General features: G+C 68.9%; 16 protein-coding genes. 10 read left to right on the top strand and 6 right to left on the bottom strand.

Features of this window, described 5'->3' with window-relative positions; translation table 11 throughout:
- Positions 1-58 precede the first annotated feature (58 nt).
- Complete coding sequence (locus tag EV644_RS26185; RefSeq protein WP_132191557.1) at positions 59-1,477, bottom strand: MFS transporter; 1,419 nt, start codon at positions 1,475-1,477, stop codon at positions 59-61.
- A gap of 201 nt (positions 1,478-1,678) precedes the next feature.
- On the bottom strand, positions 1,679-4,054 hold the full coding sequence (locus EV644_RS26180; protein ID WP_132191558.1) for an immune inhibitor A domain-containing protein: 2,376 nt from the start codon (positions 4,052-4,054) through the stop codon (positions 1,679-1,681).
- Between the two features lie 239 nt (positions 4,055-4,293).
- On the opposite strand from EV644_RS26180, the gene macS reads away from it, so the two are divergent.
- From macS to ligD, 5 genes are all read left to right on the top strand, one after another.
- The gene (macS, locus tag EV644_RS26175) at positions 4,294-5,448 is read left to right on the top strand and encodes a MacS family sensor histidine kinase (RefSeq protein WP_132191559.1); all 1,155 of its coding nucleotides are present in this window, start codon (positions 4,294-4,296) and stop codon (positions 5,446-5,448) included.
- Positions 5,445-6,083 (top strand): response regulator, encoded by a 639-nt coding sequence (locus EV644_RS26170; protein ID WP_132191560.1) that lies wholly within the window; start codon positions 5,445-5,447, stop codon positions 6,081-6,083. Before macS ends, EV644_RS26170 begins: the two co-directional genes overlap by 4 nt.
- 179 nt (positions 6,084-6,262) lie before the next feature.
- Positions 6,263-8,563 carry a protein translocase subunit SecD gene (gene secD / locus EV644_RS26165; protein WP_132191561.1) on the top strand — a complete coding sequence of 767 codons (2,301 nt, stop codon included), beginning with the start codon at positions 6,263-6,265 and terminating at the stop codon, positions 8,561-8,563.
- 165 nt (positions 8,564-8,728) lie between these two features.
- On the top strand, positions 8,729-10,708 hold the full coding sequence (locus tag EV644_RS26160) for an ATP-dependent DNA helicase (protein ID WP_132191602.1): 1,980 nt from the start codon (positions 8,729-8,731) through the stop codon (positions 10,706-10,708).
- Positions 10,709-10,737: 29 nt separating this feature from the next.
- Positions 10,738-11,676, top strand: a complete 939-nt coding sequence (gene ligD, locus EV644_RS26155; RefSeq protein ID WP_132191562.1) for a non-homologous end-joining DNA ligase — start codon at positions 10,738-10,740, stop codon at positions 11,674-11,676.
- 161 nt (positions 11,677-11,837) lie between these two features.
- Here the strand turns inward: ligD and EV644_RS26150 are convergent, their stop codons facing one another.
- Positions 11,838-12,350: a glutathione peroxidase gene (locus EV644_RS26150; RefSeq protein WP_132191563.1), complete on the bottom strand. Its 513-nt coding sequence runs from the start codon at positions 12,348-12,350 to the stop codon at positions 11,838-11,840.
- A gap of 48 nt (positions 12,351-12,398) precedes the next feature.
- Positions 12,399-13,172, bottom strand: coding sequence for a transcriptional repressor LexA (gene lexA, locus EV644_RS26145; RefSeq protein WP_132191564.1), 774 nt, complete (start codon positions 13,170-13,172; stop codon positions 12,399-12,401).
- A gap of 388 nt (positions 13,173-13,560) precedes the next feature.
- On the opposite strand from lexA, the gene EV644_RS26140 reads away from it, so the two are divergent.
- Complete coding sequence (locus EV644_RS26140; protein ID WP_132191565.1) at positions 13,561-14,097, top strand: LysM peptidoglycan-binding domain-containing protein; 537 nt, start codon at positions 13,561-13,563, stop codon at positions 14,095-14,097.
- Between the two features lie 323 nt (positions 14,098-14,420).
- Here the strand turns inward: EV644_RS26140 and EV644_RS26135 are convergent, their stop codons facing one another.
- The gene (locus EV644_RS26135) at positions 14,421-15,746 is read right to left on the bottom strand and encodes a Gfo/Idh/MocA family protein (protein WP_132191566.1); all 1,326 of its coding nucleotides are present in this window, start codon (positions 15,744-15,746) and stop codon (positions 14,421-14,423) included.
- Between the two features lie 122 nt (positions 15,747-15,868).
- A complete protein-coding gene (locus EV644_RS26130) occupies positions 15,869-16,819 on the bottom strand; it encodes a nucleoside hydrolase (protein ID WP_199240006.1) in 951 nt (316 codons plus the stop codon).
- A gap of 99 nt (positions 16,820-16,918) precedes the next feature.
- Between EV644_RS26130 and EV644_RS26125 the strand changes: the two genes are divergently transcribed.
- From EV644_RS26125 to nrdR, 4 genes are all read left to right on the top strand, one after another.
- Positions 16,919-18,781 carry a glycerophosphodiester phosphodiesterase gene (locus EV644_RS26125; protein ID WP_241998825.1) on the top strand — a complete coding sequence of 621 codons (1,863 nt, stop codon included), beginning with the start codon at positions 16,919-16,921 and terminating at the stop codon, positions 18,779-18,781.
- A gap of 23 nt (positions 18,782-18,804) precedes the next feature.
- Positions 18,805-19,005 (top strand): hypothetical protein, encoded by a 201-nt coding sequence (locus EV644_RS26120; protein WP_132191568.1) that lies wholly within the window; start codon positions 18,805-18,807, stop codon positions 19,003-19,005.
- Positions 18,983-20,698: a dihydroxy-acid dehydratase gene (locus tag EV644_RS26115; protein WP_132191569.1), complete on the top strand. Its 1,716-nt coding sequence runs from the start codon at positions 18,983-18,985 to the stop codon at positions 20,696-20,698. Before EV644_RS26120 ends, EV644_RS26115 begins: the two co-directional genes overlap by 23 nt.
- A gap of 282 nt (positions 20,699-20,980) precedes the next feature.
- Positions 20,981-21,478: a transcriptional regulator NrdR gene (nrdR, locus tag EV644_RS26110; protein ID WP_132191570.1), complete on the top strand. Its 498-nt coding sequence runs from the start codon at positions 20,981-20,983 to the stop codon at positions 21,476-21,478.
- Positions 21,479-21,547 lie beyond the last annotated feature (69 nt).

Raw genomic sequence — 21,547 nt, 5'->3', positions numbered from 1 at the left:
CCTCATCGTAGTTGGCGCTGATCCGGCCCAGCCGGTGATTTTCTCGTGGCTGCACATGTCAGACCGCCTTCGCCGGGCGGAGGAAGGCGAAGGTGAGGAGCGCGGCCAGCACGCACAGGCCCGCGTTCACCCAGATCGCCGTCGTCACTCCGGTGAGCACCTGGGCCGGGCCGTCGCCCCCGCTCATCGCGGCCGTGGCGATGGCGCTCATGACCGGGATGCCCATCGTGATGCCGACCTGCTGACTCATCGTCGTCAGCCCGGTCGCCAGGCCCTGCTCCTCGTTCGGCAGGTCGGACGTCGCGGTCACCATGAAGCCGACGATGGCGACCAGGTTGGCCACGCCTCCGATGAAGGTGGCGATCAGCAGCAGCGCCATCCAGCCGTCGGAACGGCCGAGCAGCACGAGCGGCAGGGTCGCCGCGGCCTGGAGGAGGAAGCCCGCCACGATCGTCCTGCGCGTTCCCAACCTGCCGAGCACCTTCGGGGCGATCGACCCGCCGACCACAGTGCCGACGCCGAGTACGGCGAACGAGAGCCCGGCCATCAGCGGTGAGTACCCCAGAACCCGCTGCAGGTAGAGGGTGAGCAGGAAGACCAGCGAGGTCTCGGTGACGAAGGCGATCAGGCCGGCCAGATTGCCCCAGCGGACGGTGGGCCGGCGCACTACCCGGAGCGGTACGAGCGGAGCGTCGACGCGGCGCTCGATCAGCAGGAACAGGCTGAGCAACAGCACGCCTGCGGCCAGAGCGATCAGGGCCCGGCCATCGGCCCAGGATTCCTCGCCGGCCCGGGTCAGGCCGTAGACGAGGGCCAGCAGACCACCTGTGACCGACAGAGCGCCCCAGAGATCCAGCCGGGGTCGACGGTCCAGCCGGGTCTCGACGAGCACCCGAGGCGCGACCGCCAGCACCATCGCCGCGACCGGGATGTTGACGAAGAAGGCCCAGCGCCAGCTGAGCAGATCGGTCAGCAGGCCACCCAGGATCGCGCCGGTGGTGAATCCTGCGGCCATCAGCGCTCCGTTCAGGCTCAGCGCCCGTTCCCGCAGCCGTCCCTCGGGGAACGACGTGGTCAGCAGGGAGAGTGCGGCGGGGGTGACTGCGGCGGTGGCCAGGCCCTGGGCGATCCGGGCGGCGATCAGTACCGGTGGCGCGGTGGCGATGCCGCCGACGAGCGAGGCGATGCCGAGCAACGCCATCCCGGCCAGGAAGATCCGCTTGCGGCCGAACAGGTCCGCGACCCGGCCGAACAGCAGCGTGAATCCGGCGGCGCAGAGGGCGAAAGCGGTGGCGATCCATTGCAGGTTCGCCAGGGAGAAGCCGACGTCCTGGCCGATCACGGGCAGTGCGACGTTCAGGATGGAGAAGTCGACCGCGAGAGTGAAGCCGGCGGTCAGCAGGACGAGCAGGGTGAGCCGTTGCCGCGGGCCGGTCATCCGTTGCGGGTCGGCCGCGGTCAGCTCGACGACTGTCATCGGAGAAGTCCCTTCGGAGGGGTCTTTCCGGAGCGTGTTCTCCGGACTTCTCCGACTGTGGCGTGTTCCGGGCCGGCGTACCTCACTCTGTTCTGCCTAGCACTGCCAGTGACAGCCAGGACAGACAGACGGCCGGTGGCTCCCCGTCATGGGAACCACCGGCCGCTGTCAGTTGCTCAGGGCATTCAGATCCTCAGGCCGTCAGTTGCGGCTGGAGATCTTGATCTTCATCGAGGTGCCGGTGCGCTCCTGGACCTTGATGTTGACGCCGTTGTTCGGCACCTTGACGCCGGCCTGCGGCTGCAGCGGGTTCCAGTACGACTTGCTGTCGTTGAACGTGGGGACGCCGGGCTCGCCACGGATGTAGCTGGGCTGGCCGTTCACGTGCAGGGTGAAGCTGTCGGCCTTCTCGAGCCCGAACGGGGCGTCGTAACCGGCCACCCGCGGGCGCCAGATCTGACCGTCGGCACGGTTGATCGGATCCGGGTGCGAGTCGACCGGAAGGACCAGGCCTTCACCCGGGTGCTGGTTGGTGTTGTTGTTGCGCTGCGAGGTGTCCCAGTACCAGATCAGCAGGCCGTCCTGGTACGGGAAGTGCTCCACCTTGTCGCCCAGTGTGCTGGCCCAGCCGAAGTTGTACGGCCCGGTCTGCAGGTGCTGGTCGTACGAGGCGTAGTTGATGTGCGAGGCGAGGTAGTAGTTGTCGTACGCCGTGGTCAGCGTCGCGCCCTGCGAGCTGAAGCCGTTCAGCGTCCAGCCTTCTGGGCTGGTCTCCGCGCCGGAGTCGACCAGCGTGGTCGCGCCGTTGGTCACCTTGATCGCGTCGGCGAAGAAGCCGAAGCCACCGGTGTTCGCGTCGGTCAGGTAGCGGAACTGCAGACCGATCGTCTTGCCGGCGTAGGCCGACAGGTCGAAGGTCGCCGGCACCCAGCCGTTGCTCTTGCCGTCGATGCCGTTGCCCTCGGCCGCCTTCGTGATGTTGCCGGCGATCGGCTTGTAGCCGGTGCCGTCGTTCACGTCGACGTAGGCGTAGTCACACGCGGTGGTGTCACAGTCCTCGATGTCCCAGTTGGCCTGGAAGGTGAGGGTCGAGGTCCCGGCCGGCAGGGTCACCTGACGGTTCATCGTGTGGGTGAAGTCGTCGCCCTCGCCGCTCCACCACGATTTGCTGCCCACGGCCGGCGGCTGGAGCGGGGTGGTGACGTTCTTCTTCGGGAGCGTGACGACGATGCCCTGCGCCTTGTTCGAGTTGTACTCGTGCGGGCCGAGGTCGACGGTCCGGGTCTGGCCGGCCGCGACGATCTCGTAGTCCAGCCAGCCGAGCTGCAGCTTGTCCCACGCACCGAGGTCGGCCGCCTGCTCACCGATACCGCCGTCGCTGGGCTTGCCGACCCGGCTCTGCGCCATGATCGTCCACCAGTTCACCCCGTTCTCCACCGCGGCACCCGAGGTGTCGTAGTGGTCCGGCAGGCCGAGGTCGTGGCCGTACTCGTGCGCGAAGACGCTGATGCCGCCGTTCTCCGGCTGGATCGTGTAGTCGCCGACCCACAGGCCGGTGTCGCCGAGCTGGGTACCACCGACCGGGTTGTTGGCCGGGCCACCCGCGAGACCGACGTACCAGCGGTGCGACCAGATCGCGTCCTCGCCCTGGTGCGGGTCACCGTCGGCCTGGTCGCCGCCGGCGTGCACGACCTGGAAGTGGTCGATGTAGCCGTCGGGCTCGTTGAAGTTGCCGTCACCGTCGAAGTCGTAGCGGTCCCACTGGTCGAACGTCTTCAGCTCGGCGGTGATCTCCGCGGTGGTTCGGCCGGCCGCCTTCTGGTCGGCGACCCACTGGTTCACCGAGTCGCGGACGAGCGCCCAGGTGTTGCTGCAGACGTTGCCGGTGCACGGGAAGCCGTTGGACCGGCCGTAGCGGGCCTCGTTGTACTGCACCTTCACCCAGTCGGTGACGGTGCCGTCCACGCTGTAGCGCCCGGACGACTGCTTCTCGTAGTAGTTCTTCACCGAGTTGACGTTCGCGCCGGCGCCGAAGTACAGCTGCCGGAAGTGCTCGGGGCTGTAGTCGGCCTGCCAGACGGTGGAGTTGTCCACCGCGCGGTCCGGCTCCGGGATGGCGTTGTGCAGCGGGCCCTCGAAGGTGGTCGGGCCGGGGGTGCCAGGAGCGGTGTCCTGGTCGGGGTAGCTCGGGTGCCGCTCGTTCCCGAACTCGGCGAGCACGACGAAGATCCGGTCGGTCTTCTCCCGGCTCAGCTCGACGTACTGGTCGACCTTGGCCGCCGTGGCACTCTGCTCGCCCTTGGCGCCGGCCGTCTTCTGGCCCAGCTTCACCACCTTGCTGGTGCCGCGCTGCTCCACCTTGGCGGTGCCGTTGAGAACCTTCGTCAGGGCTTCCTGACGCAGCTCGCGCCGCTTGTCCTCCAACGGGCTGGACAGCTCGTCCGGGCCCGAGGCCTCACTCGCGACTGGCGCCGTACCGGCTTCCCGGGGCGGTGCGGCGGTGCCGGCCGACATGCTACTCAGGCCGAACGTTGCCGCCAGAGCCAGGCTGAAGAGCCCAGCAGATACTTTGCGCACGATTCCCTCCTGCTCCTGAAAAAACACACCGGCGCATGGTGACGCAGTGTGTTTGTGGATCCCCCGAGCGTGTACTTCTGCGCGACAGTACGGGGAAAGTCCCCCATGCTGAAGTGGTTCGCGCCAAAAACCTGCGCATCAGCGGGGAATCATGCACTCACCAACTGAGTAAGACCACTCAGCGCACTGGAGTACGACGACGCAGCGTGGCGGCCCGGGGAATTGGCACACTGGGCGGCATGAACGCTGCACGGCACGACGCGGGCCGGGACCGGGGTGACTCGGCCGATCTGCTGCTGCCGTTGTGGCGGGCCCTGGTGGTCTTCCGGGTGATCACCTACGGTTTCGCCGTCTTCGGGGTGTGGACCCGCTGGGACGGCATCCGCAACCCCGCCGGTGCGGTGATCCAACTCGCGGTGATGGGTGTGTGGACGGTGATCGCCTCCATCGGGTACAGCCGGCACTGGGGACGCCGCAACACCCGGCTGGCTGTCGCCGATCTGATCGTCACCATCGGCTGCATGTACCTGACCCTGCTGGCCCAGCCGCTGGTCGACATCCGTGGCGGCGCCTCTGTCCTCACCTCGGTCTGGGCGGCCGGGCCGGTGCTCGCGCTGGCGATCTCCCGCGGCCGTGACGGGGGACTGCTGGGCGCCACGGCCGTCAGCCTTGCGCTGCTGTCCCTGCGCGGCTTCGACAACGTGTCGAAGGTTCTGAGCAACGTGCAACTGCTGCTGGTCGCGGGCCTGGTCGTCGGGTACGCCGCGACCACGATGCGGCGCGCCAACGCCAGGTTGCGGGAGGCGATCGCCACCGAGAGCGCCACGGCCGAGCGCCTCCGCCTCGGCCGGTCGATCCACGACGGAGTACTGCAGGTGCTCGCGCAGGTGCAGCGGCGGGGGACCGCGATCGGCGGGGAGGCGGTGGAGCTCGCCGCCCTGGCCGCCGAGCAAGAGGTTGCCCTGCGCAACCTGATGGCGTCGCGCCCGATCAGTGGCGACCGCGGCCGGATCGACCTGTGCATGCTGCTGTTGCCCCTGGCAACCCCTCGGGTGGACGTGGTGGTGCCGGCCGAGCAGGTGCTGCTGCCGACCGCGACGGCGACCGAACTGGTTGCCGCGGTCAAGGAGGCGCTGAGCAACGTGGACAAGCACGCCGGCCCGGAGGCCCGATGCTGGGTGGTGGTCGAGGACCTCGGTGGCGAGGTGCTGCTCTCCGTCCGCGACGATGGTTCCGGTACGACGCCCGATCAGCTGCTGCGGGCGGGATCCGACGGGCACCTCGGGGTCAGCCAGTCGATCCGGGGCCGGATCACCGATCTCGGCGGCAGCGTGACGGTCCGGACGGCCCCGGGCGAAGGTACCGAGTGGGAGATGAAGGTGACTACGGCATGACCCGGGTGATGATCGTCGACGACCATCCGATGTGGCGCGAGGGCGTCGCGCGGGACCTCGGCAGTCGTGGCTACGACGTCTGCGCGACCGCGGCGGACGTTGCCGGCGGCATCCGGATCGCCAAGGCGACCAGGCCGGACGTGGTGGTGATGGACCTCCAGCTCGGCGACGGCTCTGGCGTCGACGCCACCCGCGAGATCACCGCCGCGCTGCCGGATACCCGGGTCCTGGTGTTGTCGGCCAGCGCGGAGCAGGCCGATGTACTGGCTGCCGTGAAGAACGGTGCCTCCGGCTACCTGGTGAAGTCGGCGTCCCTGGACGAGTTCGACGACGCGGTACGGCGTACTGCGGAAGGCGACGCCGTCTTCAGTGCAGGGCTGGCCGGGTTGCTGCTGGGGGAGTACAGGCGGCTAGGAGCCGGACCCGAGGTGCCGCAGCTCACCGAGCGGGAGACCGAGGTACTGCGGCTAGTGGCTCGTGGGTTGACGGCCCGGCAGATCGCCACCCGGTTGGTGTTGTCCCACCGGACCGTCGAGAACCACGTGCAGAACACTCTGCGGAAGCTACAGCTCCACAACCGTGCGGAACTCGTCCGCTATGCCATAGAGCACGGCATCGATACGAGTGATCAGTAACGGTTAGAGGCAAGGCCGCCGCGACAAGCCGCGATGGGCCGCCGCGACGGGGTTCCCTCCGCCGGTCGCGGGGACGATGCTGGGCTTGCGTACGTTCGTACACTGAGCGTTCCACTTCCAGTGGTCTGCTCTGTGTCACGACATCCGCACAGCGGGTGCCCACCTTCCGGAGGAAGTCAGTGAACCGGTCGTCCCTGGTCCGCGCGTTGTTCGCGTTCCTCATCCTCGCGGCGTCGACGTACACCGTGCTGACTGCCAAGCCCGAGCTGGGCCTGGACCTGCGCGGTGGCACCCAGATTGTCCTCGAGGCGAGCGACTCGCCGACGGTGAAGGCGAACAGGGAGACCACCGACAAGGCGCTGGAGGTACTGCGGCGCCGGATCGACGCGCTCGGGGTCAGCGAGCCGAGCGTGACCCGCCAGGGCGAGCGCCGGATCATCGTCGAACTGCCGGGCGTGCAGGACCCGCGCGAGGCGGCGAAGGTGATCGGCAAGACCGCCCAGCTGACCTTCCACCAGGTGCTCGACCAGGTCGCGCAGAAGCCCGCCAAGCCGGCCGCGGGGGAGCTGTACCTGCCAAGCGACGACGGCGCCGGCCTGCTGCGACTGGCCAAGCCCGCGATGACCGGTGAGAAGGTCAGCGGCGCCGACGGCCTGATCGACCCCGCGCAGGCCGCCCAGGGCTGGTTCGTCCAGATGGACTTCAAGGACGACGGCGGCAAGATCTGGGCGGACATCACCGGCAAGGCCGCCTGTGAGCCGGTCGGTTCGCCGCAGCGGCGGGTCGCGATCGTGCTCGACAACGAGGTGATCACCGCACCGCAGGTCGACCCGAACGGCGGCAGCCAGCTCTGCAACATCGGCATCGGCGGCGGCACCAGCACGATCACCGGCTCCTTCACCGAGGAGGAGGCCAAGGACCTGGCCGCGCTGATCGAGGGCGGCTCGCTGCCTGTCCCGGTCCAGGTCATCGACCAACGGACGGTCGGGCCGTCGCTCGGCAAGGACGCGATCCAGGCGAGCGCGCTGGCCGCCATCATCGGCGTCGCGCTGACCGCCCTGTTCATCACCATCGTGTACCGCCTGGTCGGCCTGATGGCTGTCTTCGGCCTGGTCGCCTACGCGGGCATGTCGTACGCCGCGCTGACCGTGCTCGGGGCGACCCTGACCCTGCCGGGTCTGGCCGGTTTCGTGCTCGCGATCGGTATGGCGGTGGACGCCAACGTGCTGGTCTTCGAACGGGCTCGCGAGGACTACATCGGCGGCCGGACCGACGGGCTGCGCCGTTCCTTGCGCAGCGGCTTCCAGAACGCGCTGTCCGCGATCGCCGACTCCAACGTGACCACCCTGCTCGCGGCCGGGCTGCTGTTCTTCCTGGCGGCCGGTCCGGTCCGGGGCTTCGGCGTCACGCTGAGCATCGGTGTGATCGCCTCGATGCTGTCGGCGCTGGTCGTCACCCGGGTGCTGGCAGAGTTCGCCGTCTCCCGGAAGTTCGTGCTGAACCATCCGGGCATCAGCGGGATCGCCGGTCACGGCCGGGTCCGGACCTGGCTGGAGGCCAAGCGGCCGCAGTTGATGAAGCACAGCCGGCGCTGGCTGATCATCACCGCCGTCGCGATCGTCGTCAGCCTCGCCGGGGTCGGCATCCGCGGCCTCAACCTGGGCATCGAGTTCACCGGTGGGCGGCTGCTCGAGGTGAGCACCGCGCAGCAGATCACCCCGGACCAGGCGCGGGCGGCCGTGGCCGAGGCGGGCTACCCGAACGCGGTGGTCCAGGCCTCTGGCACCGACGACATCACCGTCCGGACCGGCACGATCAGCGACGACGAGGCCGAGAAGATCCGCGAGTCGATCTCCCGGATCGGCGGCGGCACCGAACTGATCCGCAACGAGAGCATCGGCCCGTCGCTCGGCAGTGAACTGCGCGACAAGGCGCTGATCGCGCTGGGAGTCGCGCTGCTGGCCCAGTTGGCGTACCTCGCGGTGCGCTTCCGCTGGACCTTCGGCGCGGGTGCCGTACTGGCGCTGCTGCAGAACGTCGCGGTCGTCGTCGGCGTGTTCGCCTGGACCGGCAAACCGGTCGACGGCATCTTCCTCGCGGCGATGCTGACGATCATCGGTTACACGGTGAACGACTCGGTGGTGGTGTTCGACCGGATCCGCGAGACCCGGAACGCCCGGTCAACGGAGGCACTCGGGCCGGTCGTCGACACCGCGATCGTGAACGTGCTGCCCCGGACCATCAACACCGGTATCAGCACGCTGTTCATCCTCGCCGCCCTGCTGTTCCTCGGCGGTGACTCGCTGGGCGACTTCGCCCTGGCGCTGCTGCTCGGCATCCTGGTCGGCACCTACTCCTCCAACCTGACCGCGGCCCCGCTGCTGGTCGAGCTGGAGAAGCGCTACCCGGCGCCGCCGCCCCGCCCGAAGGTCAAGCAACGAGACCGGGACGCCGAACCCGACCGCGGCGCCGTCGTCTAGAACGCCACCTTGTGGGCCTCACTCCTGCCGAGGGGTGGGGCCCACAGACATCTCACCTCGTCGGCAGGAGCGCGCGTAGTACCAGATGCGGCTTGTCCACAGGGTCGGGGCCCGTCGCCGGAAACTGTCCCCGAACCCGGCTAGGGTGATGCGGTGGGTGTCGAGGTGCGGGAACTGCTGGAGGCCGCGGTCTCCGGGATCGGTGGTCAGACGCGTCCGGGTCAGGTCGAGATGGCCGAGGCGGTGAACGGGTCCATGCACGACGGATCCCACCTTCTGGTCCAGGCCGGCACCGGCACGGGCAAGTCGCTCGGCTACCTGGTGCCGGCGTTGATCCACGCGGTCGAGGAGCGCAGGGTCGTCGTCTCCACCGCCACGTTGACGCTGCAGTCGCAGCTGGTCGACCGCGACGTACCGGCCCTGCTCGACGCCACGGAGAAGCTGCTGCCCCGGCGTCCGTCGTACGCGATCCAGAAGGGCCGGAACAACTACGCCTGCCTGCACCGGATCCGCGAGGGCGCGCCGGACGACGACGGCATGCTGATCGACGTGCCGCCGGCCGGCCCGATCGGCCAGCAGGTGCTCGAGCTGCGCGACTGGGCCGAGCAGCAACTGCTCGACGGCGAGGCGGGCGACCGCGACCACGCGCCATCCCACCAGTACCAGGCCTGGCAGCAGGTGGCGATCGCCGCGCGCGAGTGCCTCGGCGCGCAGAAGTGCCCGTACGGCGAGGAGTGCTTCGCCGAGAAGGCCAAGGAGCAGGCGCGCAAGGCCGACATCGTCATCACCAACCACGCCCTACTGTCGATCGACGCCTTCGAGAACCGCACGGTGCTGCCCGAGCACGACGTGGTCATCGTCGACGAGGCGCACGAGCTCCCGGCCCGGGTCACCGGTGCGGCAGGTGACGAGCTCTCGGCGCAGATGGTCGAGCGCGCCGCCAAGCGCGCCCGCCGGTTCGTCGACGACGACAAGGCCGATGACCTGATCGACGCCTCCGACGCGTTGCGCGCCGCCCTGCAGGAGACCCGCGAGGGCCGGATCGAGGCGTCCAACGGGGTCGTGCTCGAGGCGGCCGCGCTGGTCCGGGACGCCGCCCGCGGGATCTACTCCGACCTGAACAAGAAGTCCGACGACAGGGACGACGACCCGGACGGTGCCAAGCGGCAGTCGAAGGGCGCGGTCAAGGAGATCTTCGACGTCGCCGAGCGGGTCGCCGCGCTGAGCGACCTCGACGTGGTCTGGATGGTCGACCGGGACCGGTTCGGCCGCGAACTGCGGATCGCGCCGCTCACCGTCGCCGGGCTGCTCCGCGAACTGGTGCTGAAGGACCGGACCGTCGTGCTCACCTCGGCGACGCTCACGCTCGGCGGCGACTTCGACGCGATCGCGCGGCAGGTCGGCCTGCGCCCCGCGGACAAGCTCGACGGCGACGACGAGATGCCCGAGGTGGACGACGAGTCCGAGACCGGCCCGCTGCCGTGGCGCGGGCTCGACGTCGGCTCGCCCTTCGAGTACGAGAAGCAGGGCATCCTGTACGTCGCCAAGCACCTGCCGCCGCCGCATCGCGATGGGCTCGGCAAGAAGCAGTTCGAGGAGATCGTCGACCTGATCACGGCCGCGGGTGGCCGCACGCTCGGGTTGTTCTCGTCCCGCCGGGCGGCCGAGGCGGCGACGGCTGCCGTGCGCGAGGCGACCGACCTGAAGGTACTGTGCCAGGGCGACGCGCAACTGGGGGAGTTGTCGCGCGAGTTCGTGGAGGACCCGGAGACTTCGCTGTTCGGGACCCTCTCGCTCTGGCAGGGCATCGACGTACCGGGCTCGACCTGCAACCTGGTGATCATCGACCGGGTGCCGTTCCCGCGACCGGACGAGCCGCTGATGGCCGCCCGGCAGCGCGCCGTGGACGAGGCAGGCGGGAACGGGTTCATGGCCGTCGCCGCGACCCACGCCGCGTTGCTGCTGGCGCAGGGGACCGGCCGCCTGATCCGCCGGACCACCGATCGCGGCGTGGTGGCGATCCTCGACCCGCGCATCGTTACCGCCCGTTACGGCGGCTACCTGCGCGCCTCCTTGCCACCGATGTGGCCGACGGCCGATCGTGAGAAGGTGCTCGGCGCCTTGAAGAGACTCCAGGACTCGTGAGTCCCGCGTCCGGCCCCCCGGTTCTGCCGATGATGGCGGGCACCGGACCGATGCCGTCCGGGGCGGACTGGTCGTACGAGATGAAGTGGGACGGCATCCGGGTGATCGCCGAGGTGGACGAAGGCGTCTGCCGGCTCTGGTCGAGGAACAGCCGCGACGTGTCCGGCGGTTATCCCGAACTGCTCGGCCTGGCGAACGCGCCGGGTCTGGTGCTGCCCGCAGTACTGGACGGGGAGATCGTCACGCTGGACGAGAACGGCGCACCGTCGTTCGGGCTGTTGCAGCGGCGGATGCACGTGCGCGATCCGCGACACCTCGCGCAGTTGATCAACCAGGTGCCTGTCTCAGTGCGGGTTTTCGACGTGCTCACCTTCGACGGGAAGTCGTTGCTGGACGCAACGTACGACGATCGGCGGGGACTGCTGGACTCGCTCGATATCGGGGACCCGTTCTGGGAGGTGCCGCCGGCGTACGCGGACGGCGACGAGGCGCTCGAACTGTCGGCATCGACCGGTCTCGAAGGTGTGGTCGCGAAGCGGCGCAGATCCCGCTACCTGCCAGGGAAACGCAGCCACGACTGGGTGAAGGTGAAGCCCATCCAGACGCGTGACGTGATTCTTTGTGGTTGGCATCCGGGGGAGGGGAACCGGGCCGGGCGGATCGGTTCGCTCTACTGCGGCGCCTACACCGAGCCCGGCGGCGAACTCGTACTGATCGGCAAGGTCGGCTCAGGTTTGGACTTCGCGATGCTCGAGGTCCTCAGCGCGGAACTGGCCGCTCTCGAGGTCAAGCAACCACCCTTCGACGCCTCCTCGGTCCCCACCCCGGACCGCCGCGCCGCCCACTGGCTCGACCCACTCCTGGTCGCCGAAGTCGCCTTCTCCGGTTGGGCGGGCGACGGCCGCCTTCGCCACCCGGTCTGGCGTGGTCTCCGCCTGGACATCGACCCGGAATCAGTAGTTCTCTGACCTGCCCATCAGTCAGGACCAAACGCCAAAGACCAACCCAGAGAGAAATGCGCTCCTGCTCATGTGCCCATGGCAAGATCTACCGCTGGCTGACTGAGACAGTGATTCACGGTGTGTCTCAGTAAATCGGGCAACGATTCCACCTGCCGTCGGCAGAACGATCAATCGGTCGATTCCCGCCGGCTGGGCGCTGGCACCGCCAGAGCAGCCGCGATCTTGTCCGCGAGTTTCTCCGGCGTGTGGGTCGGCGCATACCGCGCGATCACGCTGCCGTCGCGAGCGATCAGGAACTTGGTGAAGTTCCACTTGATCCGCCCGCCGAGAAGGCCGCCCTGCTCCCGCTTCAGCCAGTTGAACAGCGGAAGCGTCCGGGAGCCGTTGACGTCGATCTTGGCGAACATCGGGAACGTCACGTGATAGAGCGTCGAACAGAAGTTCGCGATCTCGTTCTCGTCGCCTGGCTCCTGGTGGCCGAACTGGTCGCAGGGAAAGCCGAGCACCGAGAAGCCCTGTTTGCGGTACGTCTTGTACAGCTTCTGGAGCCCGGTGTACTGCGGTGTCTGGCTGCACTGCGAGGCCGTGTTCACCACCAGGAGCACCTGGTCGCGGAAGTCGGCAAGAGACTGTTCATTGCCTTCGATCCGGGTGGCGCTGAAGTCATAGACAGTCGTCATGTCTCAATCCTGACATGACACGCCCGACTCCGCTCGCCGTCTGCGATGTCAGACACGCCGCAGAACTGTTACGACCTTCCCGAGAATCGTCGCGTCCTTGCCGTCGATCGGCTCGAAAGCGGGGTTGTGCGGCAGCAGCAGAATCTGGTTCGAGGTCTTCTTGAACGTCTTCACGGTGGCCTCGCCGTCGATCATGGCAGCGACGATGTCACCGTTGTCGGCGGTCTGCTGCTGGCGCACCACGACCCAGTCGCCGTCGCAGATCGCGGCCTCGATCATCGACTCACCCTTGACCTTCAGCATGAACAAGGTGCCTTCGCCAACCATTGCCCTGGGCAACGGGAAGACCTCCTCGATGTCCTGCTCCGCAAGGATCGGGCCACCGGCGGCGATCCGGCCGACCACCGGAACGTAGGCCGCGGCCGGGTGCGCGTCACCCGCTCCCGTCTCGTCGTACGACGTCTGCCGGACGGCGCCGAGGGAGCTGCGCCGGGCCGCGTCGGCGACCTCGCCGGGGTAGCGGACCTCGATGGCGCGCGGGCGGTTCGGGTCGCGCCGGAGCAGGCCTTTCTGCTCGAGCACGCGCAACTGGTGCGACACCGAGGAGGAGCTCGTCAGGCCGACCCGCTCGCCGATCTCCCGCATCGAGGGCGGGTAGCCACGGCTGTCGACCGAATCGCGGATCACGTCGAGGACGCGCCGCTGGCGAGGGGTCAGGCCGGTCGCGTCGGCCGGGCCGTCGGGTAGCTCGGACACGGTCTTGTCGGAGACCTTCGCAGTGGTGCGATCGTCCTTGCTGGAACCGCTCGGCGTCCTGGCCATCGGTGGCAACTCCTCGGGTCGGGCCGGCGGTCGGGCACCGGCCTTGCTTTGTCGACTGAGAAGACCGTAGACCGAATCCTGAGATTCTTCAAACATCTGTTCGAAGGCGTGTCGGTTCGCACGTTTGTTCGCGTGTCAGGTTATAGAGCCCCAGCGACCGGGAATTTTCACGGCGTGTCCTGGTTGGAAATGGTTGCATACACCGCGTCTGTCGGTTAATCATTCGTACAGGCGTTCGATCGAACAGGTGTTCGGGCCGGTCGAACGGCCGGCGGTCCGGGAGTCCCGGCGAGGTGCTCGCCGAAAACTGTCGGAGCCGGCCGGTAGACAGAGATCGACAGCGAACGACACCGCAGGACGAGGACTGAACGAGGGTCTGGAGGATCCGATGAGCACAGCGGCTCTGAGCACAGCGGCTCTGGCGTCAGGGGCTCTGCCATCAGGTGCGACGGCGAAGGCGGCCCCGTCGCCCGGCGTCGACGGCACGCGTCAACGCCGCCGGCCGAGGATCGCCGGAACGACGACCGAGCCGCTCCCGGTGCGGGCGTGCTCCGGTGACGAGCTCGGGCGCCACGTTCAGACCCGCACTGCCGCGAGCCGCCGGACCACCGCCGAGATCGAGCCCTCGGCCCTGCAGCTGACCCGCCGGGGCCGGATGGTCCTCACCGCGGTCTCGGTGCTCGTCTTCGGCGCCGCGATCGCCGTCCTGGGCCTGCGGATCGCCGGAGTGCTCGACAGTCAGCCCCAGTTCGACCACACGATCCAGGTGGAGGTCGGCGCCGGCCAGACGCTCTGGTCCATCGCCCAGGAAACCAACCCCGACGAGAACCCCGCCGTCGTCGTCGAACAGATCGCCGACCTCAACAACCTCCGCAACGCCGCCGACGTCATCCCCGGCCGCACCCTCGAGGTCCCCGTCCGCTAGCCGAGGCTCAGCCCGGCGCCCCGCAGTACGGGTGCCAAGTCCTGAGACCTCCTCGCCGTCAATGGGGTGGGCGTTGCCCGGCCGTGCAGACGAACTGGTAGAACCAGGCGCGGTGCGGGTCGCGTTGTCCTTCGCCAGAAGCGCGGATCCAGCATCAGATCCCGATAGCGGGACAGTTCGGTCCGCCTGTGACACCGCGTACGCCGTCGCGGCGGGCGGATTGGCGACCAGGATCCAGGCGTCGCAGACCTGGCAGCGAGGCATCCGCAAGACCACAGGCGGGGTCTACCCGGGGGCTTGCGGGCCTCGCGGCCTTCAGCTGATCAGCTCAGCAAGGAGGAGACCTTGACGACCTGACCCGTCTCGAAGGACTGGTTGGCGGCGAGGCCGATCAGGAGCGAGCGAGCGCCGTCCTCGTGGTCCGCGCTGCGGCCGAGGGGATCCTCGCCCGGGTCACCGAACAGCGACTCGAGCAGCCGCGCGTCGCCACCACCGTGGCCCTGACCGAGCTCGCCGTGCAGCAGGGTCTGCGGCGGCTCCCAGAGCGGGTGCAGCGTCAGCAGCGCCTCGGTTTCACCTGGCCTCGCATCACCGTGCTGTACTGCGGTCGCGTGCTGCTGGTCCGCGGGCGGAGTCGCGAAGGTGTTCTCCCGGACGAGCAGTTCGAGCCGTCCGGCGCTGCCGTTGAAGCCGATCCGGTAGCCCTCCCAGGGCGAGTACGCCGTGAGGTGGTAGCTCAGCGAGGCGCCTGAGGTATAGCGGACGAGCACCGCCATGTCGTCCTCGATGGTGATGCCCGGTCCGAACACGTTCTGGTCCCGGTGGTAGCCGTCGTCATGCTCGGCTTCCAGGTAGAGCTCGCGCAGCTTGTCGTTCGCGGCGAGCTTGATCGCGAACGGGTCGTCCGCCGCTTCCGGCGAGCTGTCGGCCCGGTCGTAGGCCCGGGCGAGTCCGCGGCGCTTGCCGTTCTCGTCGCCGTAGAAGAAGAGCTTCCCGTCCGCGAACACGGTCTCCGGCTCCGACGCGATCCACCAGTTGACCAGGTCGAAGTGGTGGGTCGCCTTGTGCACCATCAGCCCGCCGGCGTTCCCTTTGTCCCGGTGCCAGCGGCGGAAGTAGTCGGCGCCGTGCCGGACGTCGAGCAGCCACTCGAAGTGCACCGAGCCGATCTCGCCGATCGCGCCCGAGGCGAGCACCTCGCGGACCTTCGCGTGCACCGGGTTGTAGCGGTAGTTGAAGGCGACCCGGACCGATCCCGACGCCTTCTCCGCGGCGTCCAGGATCCGCCGGCAGCGCACCGGGTCCATCGTCATCGGCTTCTCGGTGATCACGTCGAGCCCGGCCTCGAGCGCGGCCACGATGTAGTCGTCGTGGGTCCGGTCCATCGACGTCACCAGCACCACGTCCGGCCGCTGTTCGTCGAGCATCCTGGCGAAGTCGGCCGCGGCGTACTGCGGGACCGCAGGGTACCCGTGACGTTCGGCCAGCCACCGGTTGTGCACGCTCATCCGGGTCGGGTTGGTGTCGCAGAACCCGACCAGCTCGCCACGTTCGGCGTACGGGCCGGCGAGGGCGCCGACGAAGGTCTCGGCGCGGGCTCCGAGCCCGACTACGGCGTAGCGGCGACGACTGGCGGGAGTACCGGACAAGGCGTGGCTCCTAGCTCGGGCGGAAGACTGCAAACGTTTGCAATGCAATCACGAGCCGTCTTGTGCGAACAAGGAGCTGTCCGGATCCGGCCGCCTCAGCCAAGGGTGTCCAGCCAGAGGCCTCAGCTGACGGTGTTCAGCCAGAGGTCGGCGTACCGCCGCCCGTCGACCGCGGTAGACACCTGGACGACGGTCGGCGCCGGTCCATACGGGTCGCTGGACAGGTCGCCCGACCAGTCGCGGGTGTCCACGATCGTGCGCCCGCGCGACCAACTGCCGGACAGCTCGACCCGCAGCGGGAAGGGCGACGTGGTCAGCCCGGCCGGGTCGATCACGGCGCACACGGCGCCACCGTCACCGATGCTCGCCCCTTCCGACTTGTAGAGCCGGCTCCGCTTCTCGATCAACGCCCGAGCCAGGTCAGCCGACGGAGAACCACCCAGCGCCTCAGCCTCTTCGAGTGAGATCACCACGTCGTAGAACACGTCCAGCCCGTACATGGTCAGCGGTACTCCGAGAGCGCCCGCCGCGCTGAGCACGATCGCGGCGGCCTCCGGATCGGTCCAGATGTTGAACTCGGCCGAGGCGGTCGCGTTGCCGATCCCGGCCGCGCCGCCCATGAAGACGATCTCGCCAAGTCCGTCGACTACCTCGGGATAAGTCCGTAGCAACAAGGCGATGTTGGTCATCGGCGCCAGCGGGATCAGCGTCACCCGCTCGCCCTTGCCGGCCGCCTCCAGCAGCACATCGCGGAGCAACTCGACGGCGTGCCGTTCCTCCGCGATGTTGTTGGAGCGAGGCCAGTCCAGGTCGCCGAGCCCGTCCGCTCCGTGCACGTGCGCGGCGGTTCGTACCGGCTGCAGCAGCGGCAGGGCGGCGCCGCGCGCGACGGGGACGTCTGGGCGACCCGCTGCCTCGAGCACGGTGAGGGTGTTGACGACGACCTGGTCGATGCCGACGTTGCCGCCGACGCAGGTCACCGCCCGGAGGTCGAGCTCGGGGTGGCGGGCGGCGAGCAACAGGGCGCAGGCGTCGTCGAGCCCGGTGTCGACGTCCAGGATGACCGGCTTCATGCCCCACATCCTCACCTATCGGGGGAGCCATCCGGAGTTGTTGGTCAATTCATCACTGGCTCTGGCGTAGTTCGCGTGACTTTCCTACGTTCTGTGGGCATGAAGCCGATCACGCGTCGCCCCCGCGCGGTGCTCGCCGTTCTCGCCGCGAGCACCACCTTCGTCGCCCTGACCACCGCCCCGACCGCCCTCGCCGAACCACTCGCCGCCGACTCCGGCGCAGTACAAGCCGTGCAAGCGGCACAGGCTGAGCCGGCCGCCGGCCTGACCGAAAGCTTCGACGGCCCGGATCTCCCGCCCGGATGGAAACCCGTCGAAGGCGCCTGGAAGGTACAGAACGGCCGCCTTGTCGGTACGTCCGTCACCGCCGGCCAGCAGAGCCGGATCACCTTCGGCACCCCGTTGATCGACTATCGGATCGAGAGCCGGGTGCGGTTCGAGTCGGCGCTCGACGGCGCGAGGTGGGTCGCGTTCGGCCTCGACCTGGCTCCGAGCGGCGCCGTGCCGTGGTCGATCGCGACCCTGCGCAACGGCTCCACCGCGACCAACGGACTCGAGTTCGCCCAGCGCACCACATCGAACACCTGGAACGTCACCGACACCGCCGCGGCGCCGATCCAGGTCGGCGTCGGCATGGAGGTGACCGTCGCCGTCGAGGTCCGTGGCTCCCGCGCCACCTGGTACGTCGATGGGCGCGAGTCGCTCCGCACGTCGATGGTGAACCGCACCGCGGGTGGCGCGCAGGCGTTCCTCGTCAACGGTGCGACGGTCTCTTTCGACGACCTCAAGGTGACTCCGCTGGGCAAGGAATCCTTCATCCGCAAGCCCGGTACTCCGCTCCGCGTCTGGGCTCACCGCGGCGGCTCGTCGGCATCGCCCGAGAACACCGCGGCCTCCGACGAGGTGGCCCGCCGGGCACGCGCCGAGTGGATCGAGAACGACGTGCAGCCGACGAAGGACGACGTACCGGTGATCCTGCACGACGACACCGTCGACCGGACCACCGACGGCACCGGCGCGGTTCGTTCGCTGACGGCGGCCCAGGTGGGAGCGCTGGACGCCGGTTCGTGGTTCGCCCCGGCCTTTGCCGGTCAGCGCGTTCCGACGCTGGCGTCGCAGCTGGACGGGCTCAAGACGCGCGGCGGCAATCTGCTGCTCGAGGTGAAGGGCGCGCACACCAGGGACTCGGTCGCACGGATCGTCTCCGAGGTGCGGAGCCGGGGGATGAGCAGCCGGGTCTTCGTGCAGAGCTTCGAGCCGCAGCACCTGCGCTGGATGCACGAGCTGGCACCCGAACTGCCGCTCGGCCTGCTCCGCAGCACGCTCGACCCGGATCCGGTCGCCATCGCGAAGGACCTCGAGCTCTCGGCGTACAACCCGTCGGACGCGGCGCTGTCGGCTCGTCCTGGTGCGATCGCGGAACTGCACGCGGCCGGCGTTGCCGTCAACGTGTGGACCGTGGATGACGCGGCTCGGTGGGACGCGCTGGAGAAGGCCGGAGTCGATGGCGTCATCACCAACCGCCCGGCGGAGTTGGCCGGCTGGAACGCGGCCTTCCTGCAGCGGGCCAAGCCGAAGGTGCTCACGCCCGCCGCGGACGCCAAGGTCGATCGTGCGCAGGCTCTGCGGATCGCCGTCTCGGACGCCTCGGCGCAGATCACCCTCGACGGCAATCCGGTCGAGAACGGCGCACCTGTCGACACCACCACCCTCACCGCAGGGCGGCACGAGATCCGCGTCGGCGACACCGTGTCGGCCTTCGAGATCGTGGCCACGCCGACCGGTCTGGCGAGTCTCATCCTCACCTCTGGTGCGTCGCAGGCCGCTGTCTCGACCATGACGACCCTCCTCGGCCAGCGGCAGTACGCAGTACTGGCCACCTATGCGTCGACGCCCGCCGCCGCGGGTTTGAGCGCAGTACGGCGGCAGCAGATCGTGGCTGAGGCGCGAGCCCTTCGCTGAGCGATCACTCGGGGCGGGTGGCGATGAGCCGCCGGTACGAGCCGATCAGGTGGTCCTCGATCACCTCGGCGAGCACCGGCATCGCCACCCGCCACGATGTCGCGGATCGCCTTGTGCTCGGCGTACGCGATCTCGTGGAAGCCGCGCCGGGCGAAGTGGACGGACGCCGGGAGTGGTGCTCGCGGATGATGTGCTGGCCGGATGAGCGACGCCACTTCGAGTGATGACAGCGGGATCTACCGCGGGCTGGTCAGTTACGGCGACAAGGACTTCTCCCGCTACCTGCGCAGGACCTTCCTGCATGCCAGCGGACGGTCGCCCGAGTCGCTGGACCGGCCGGTGATCGGCGTCGCCACCTCCGCCAGCGACTTCAACCCCTGTCACCGGCAACAGCCGGAACTGGTGAAGTCCGTTGTCCGCGGCATCCTCGCGGCGGGCGGGCTGCCGATGGAGTTCCCGACCATCTCGCTCGGCGAGAGCTTCCTGGAACCGACCGCGATGGTCTACCGCAACCTGATGGCGATGGATGTCGAGGAACTGGTCCGGGCACAGCCGATGGACGCGGTGGTCCTGGTCGGCGGCTGCGACAAGACCGTCCCGGCCCAGCTGATGGGTGCGTTCTCGGCCGGGCGGCCCGCGATCCAGCTCGTCACCGGTCCCATGTCGACCGGCCGCTACCAGGGCGAGCGGCTCGGCGCGTGCACCGACTGCCGCCGCTTCTGGGCCCGGTATCGCGCCGGCGAGGTGGACGCCACCGAGATCGCCCGCGTCGAGCGCAACCTGGCGACCACTGCAGGCACCTGCGCTGTGATGGGCACAGCCAGCACGATGGCCTGTCTGGTGGAAGCCCTGGGGATGGCGCTGCCCGACAGCGCTGCCGCCCCGGCGGTTCATGCTGACCGATTGAGGATCGGCGAAGCGACCGGCGCGGCGGCTGTCGAGATCGCCGCCGCCGGCCGTACTCCGGACCAGGTGGTGACGGCTGCCTCCGTACGGAACGCGCTGCGCGTGTTGCTCGCGATCGGAGGCTCCACGAACGCCCTGATCCACCTGACCGCGATCGCGGGCCGGCTCGGGCTCCGGATCGACCCCGACGAGCTGAACGAGCTGAGCGAGACGACGCCGGTCCTGGTGGAGCTCAAGCCGACCGGGGAGCACTACATGGAGGATCTCCATGCCTCCGGTGGGCTTCCCGCAGTACTGCATGAGCTGCGCGATCTGCTGGACCTCTCAGTACTCACAGTGACCGGGGAGACCCTGGGGGAGAGGTTGGGCGCCGGGCCGGTGTGGGTCGACCGTGAGGTGGTCCGGCCGCTGATCTCGCCCAGCCGGGAGAAGGGCGGGCTGGTGTGGTTGCGGGGATCGCTGGCGCCGTCCGGGGCTCTCATCAAGCGGTCGGCGGCGGATCCGGCGCTCTTCGAGACCACTGGGCGGGCTGTGGTGTTCAACTCGCTGGAGGACCTGGCTGCGCGGATCGACGACCCGGAGCTCGATGCGGAGCCGTCCGACGTCCTGGTCCTGCAGAACGCCGGTCCGCTGGGCGCCGGGATGCCCGAGGCCGGCTATCTGCCGATCCCGGGGAAGCTGGCGCGGGCCGGAGTACGGGACATGGTCCGGATCTCCGACGCCAGGATGAGCGGTACGGCGTACGGAACGATCGTGCTGCACGTGACGCCCGAGGCGGCGCTCGGCGGGCCGCTCGCGCTGGTGCGGACGGGTGACCTGATCCGGTTGTCGGTGGCTTTGGGGACGCTGGATCTGCTGGTGCCCGAAGAGGAGCTGGAGGCCCACCGGGCGGATCTTCCGGCGCCCGCGCCGGCCCCGGCGACGGGGTACCGGCGGCTGTTCCACGAGCACGTGCTGGGTGCCGACCGGGGCTGCGATCTCGACTTCTGCGTGCCGCCCGCGGGGGACTGACCGGGGCGTATTTTGCTCCTCGAAAAGGTCGTTCGGCGGGCGCCACGCGGGAGTACAGGGGGCCGCGCGGGTGTTGGAACAAAGAGACGCGCGCGAGATTCGGCCGTTCTTGCAAACTGTCGGAGGCCGGACGTAACATCCCTAGATGTAGTAGTTACAAGCCTGTAAGTCATCCACAGGTAGTGGTTAGTTACTCACAGGTCATGCACAGGTTGTCCCCAGCTGATCCACAGATTCGTCCCCAGGCAGGGGGCGGATCGCTCACGGGAGGAGTGGTTTGCCATGCACTGTCCTTACTGCAGGCACGTGGACTCCCGGGTCGTCGACAGCCGGGTCGCCGAGGACGGCGGAGCGATCCGCCGCCGGCGGCAGTGCCCGGTCTGCGAGAAGCGGTTCACCACCGTCGAGCAGATGCAGCTCACGGTCGTGAAGCGCTCCGGCGCCACCGAGCCGTTCAGCCGGGAGAAGGTCATCAGCGGAGTCGGCAAGGCCTGCAAGGGCCGGCCCGTCGACGTGGACGCCCTGGCCCGGCTGGGCCAGCAGGTCGAGGACGCGCTGAAGGGCGGCGGCTCGCCGGAGGTGCCCGCACACGAGGTGGGCCTGGCGATCCTCGGACCGCTGCGTGAGCTCGACGAGGTCGCGTACCTGCGGTTCGCGAGCGTCTACCGGCAGTTCGAGTCGGCTGACGACTTCGAGACCGAGATCGCGCTGCTGCGGGCCGAGAAGGAGCCAGTCGGCACCGAGCCCGCAGTACCGACACAGACATCAACGGGGAAATAGCAGTACCGGCGTTACCAGCAGCAACTCAACGGGGCGGTCCCGACAGACCGCAGACACAGGGCGAGGAGC

Source organism: Kribbella orskensis (assembly GCF_004342085.1).
Lineage (GTDB): Bacteria > Actinomycetota > Actinomycetes > Propionibacteriales > Kribbellaceae > Kribbella > Kribbella orskensis.
This window is presented reverse-complemented; position numbering and strand designations above follow the sequence as displayed.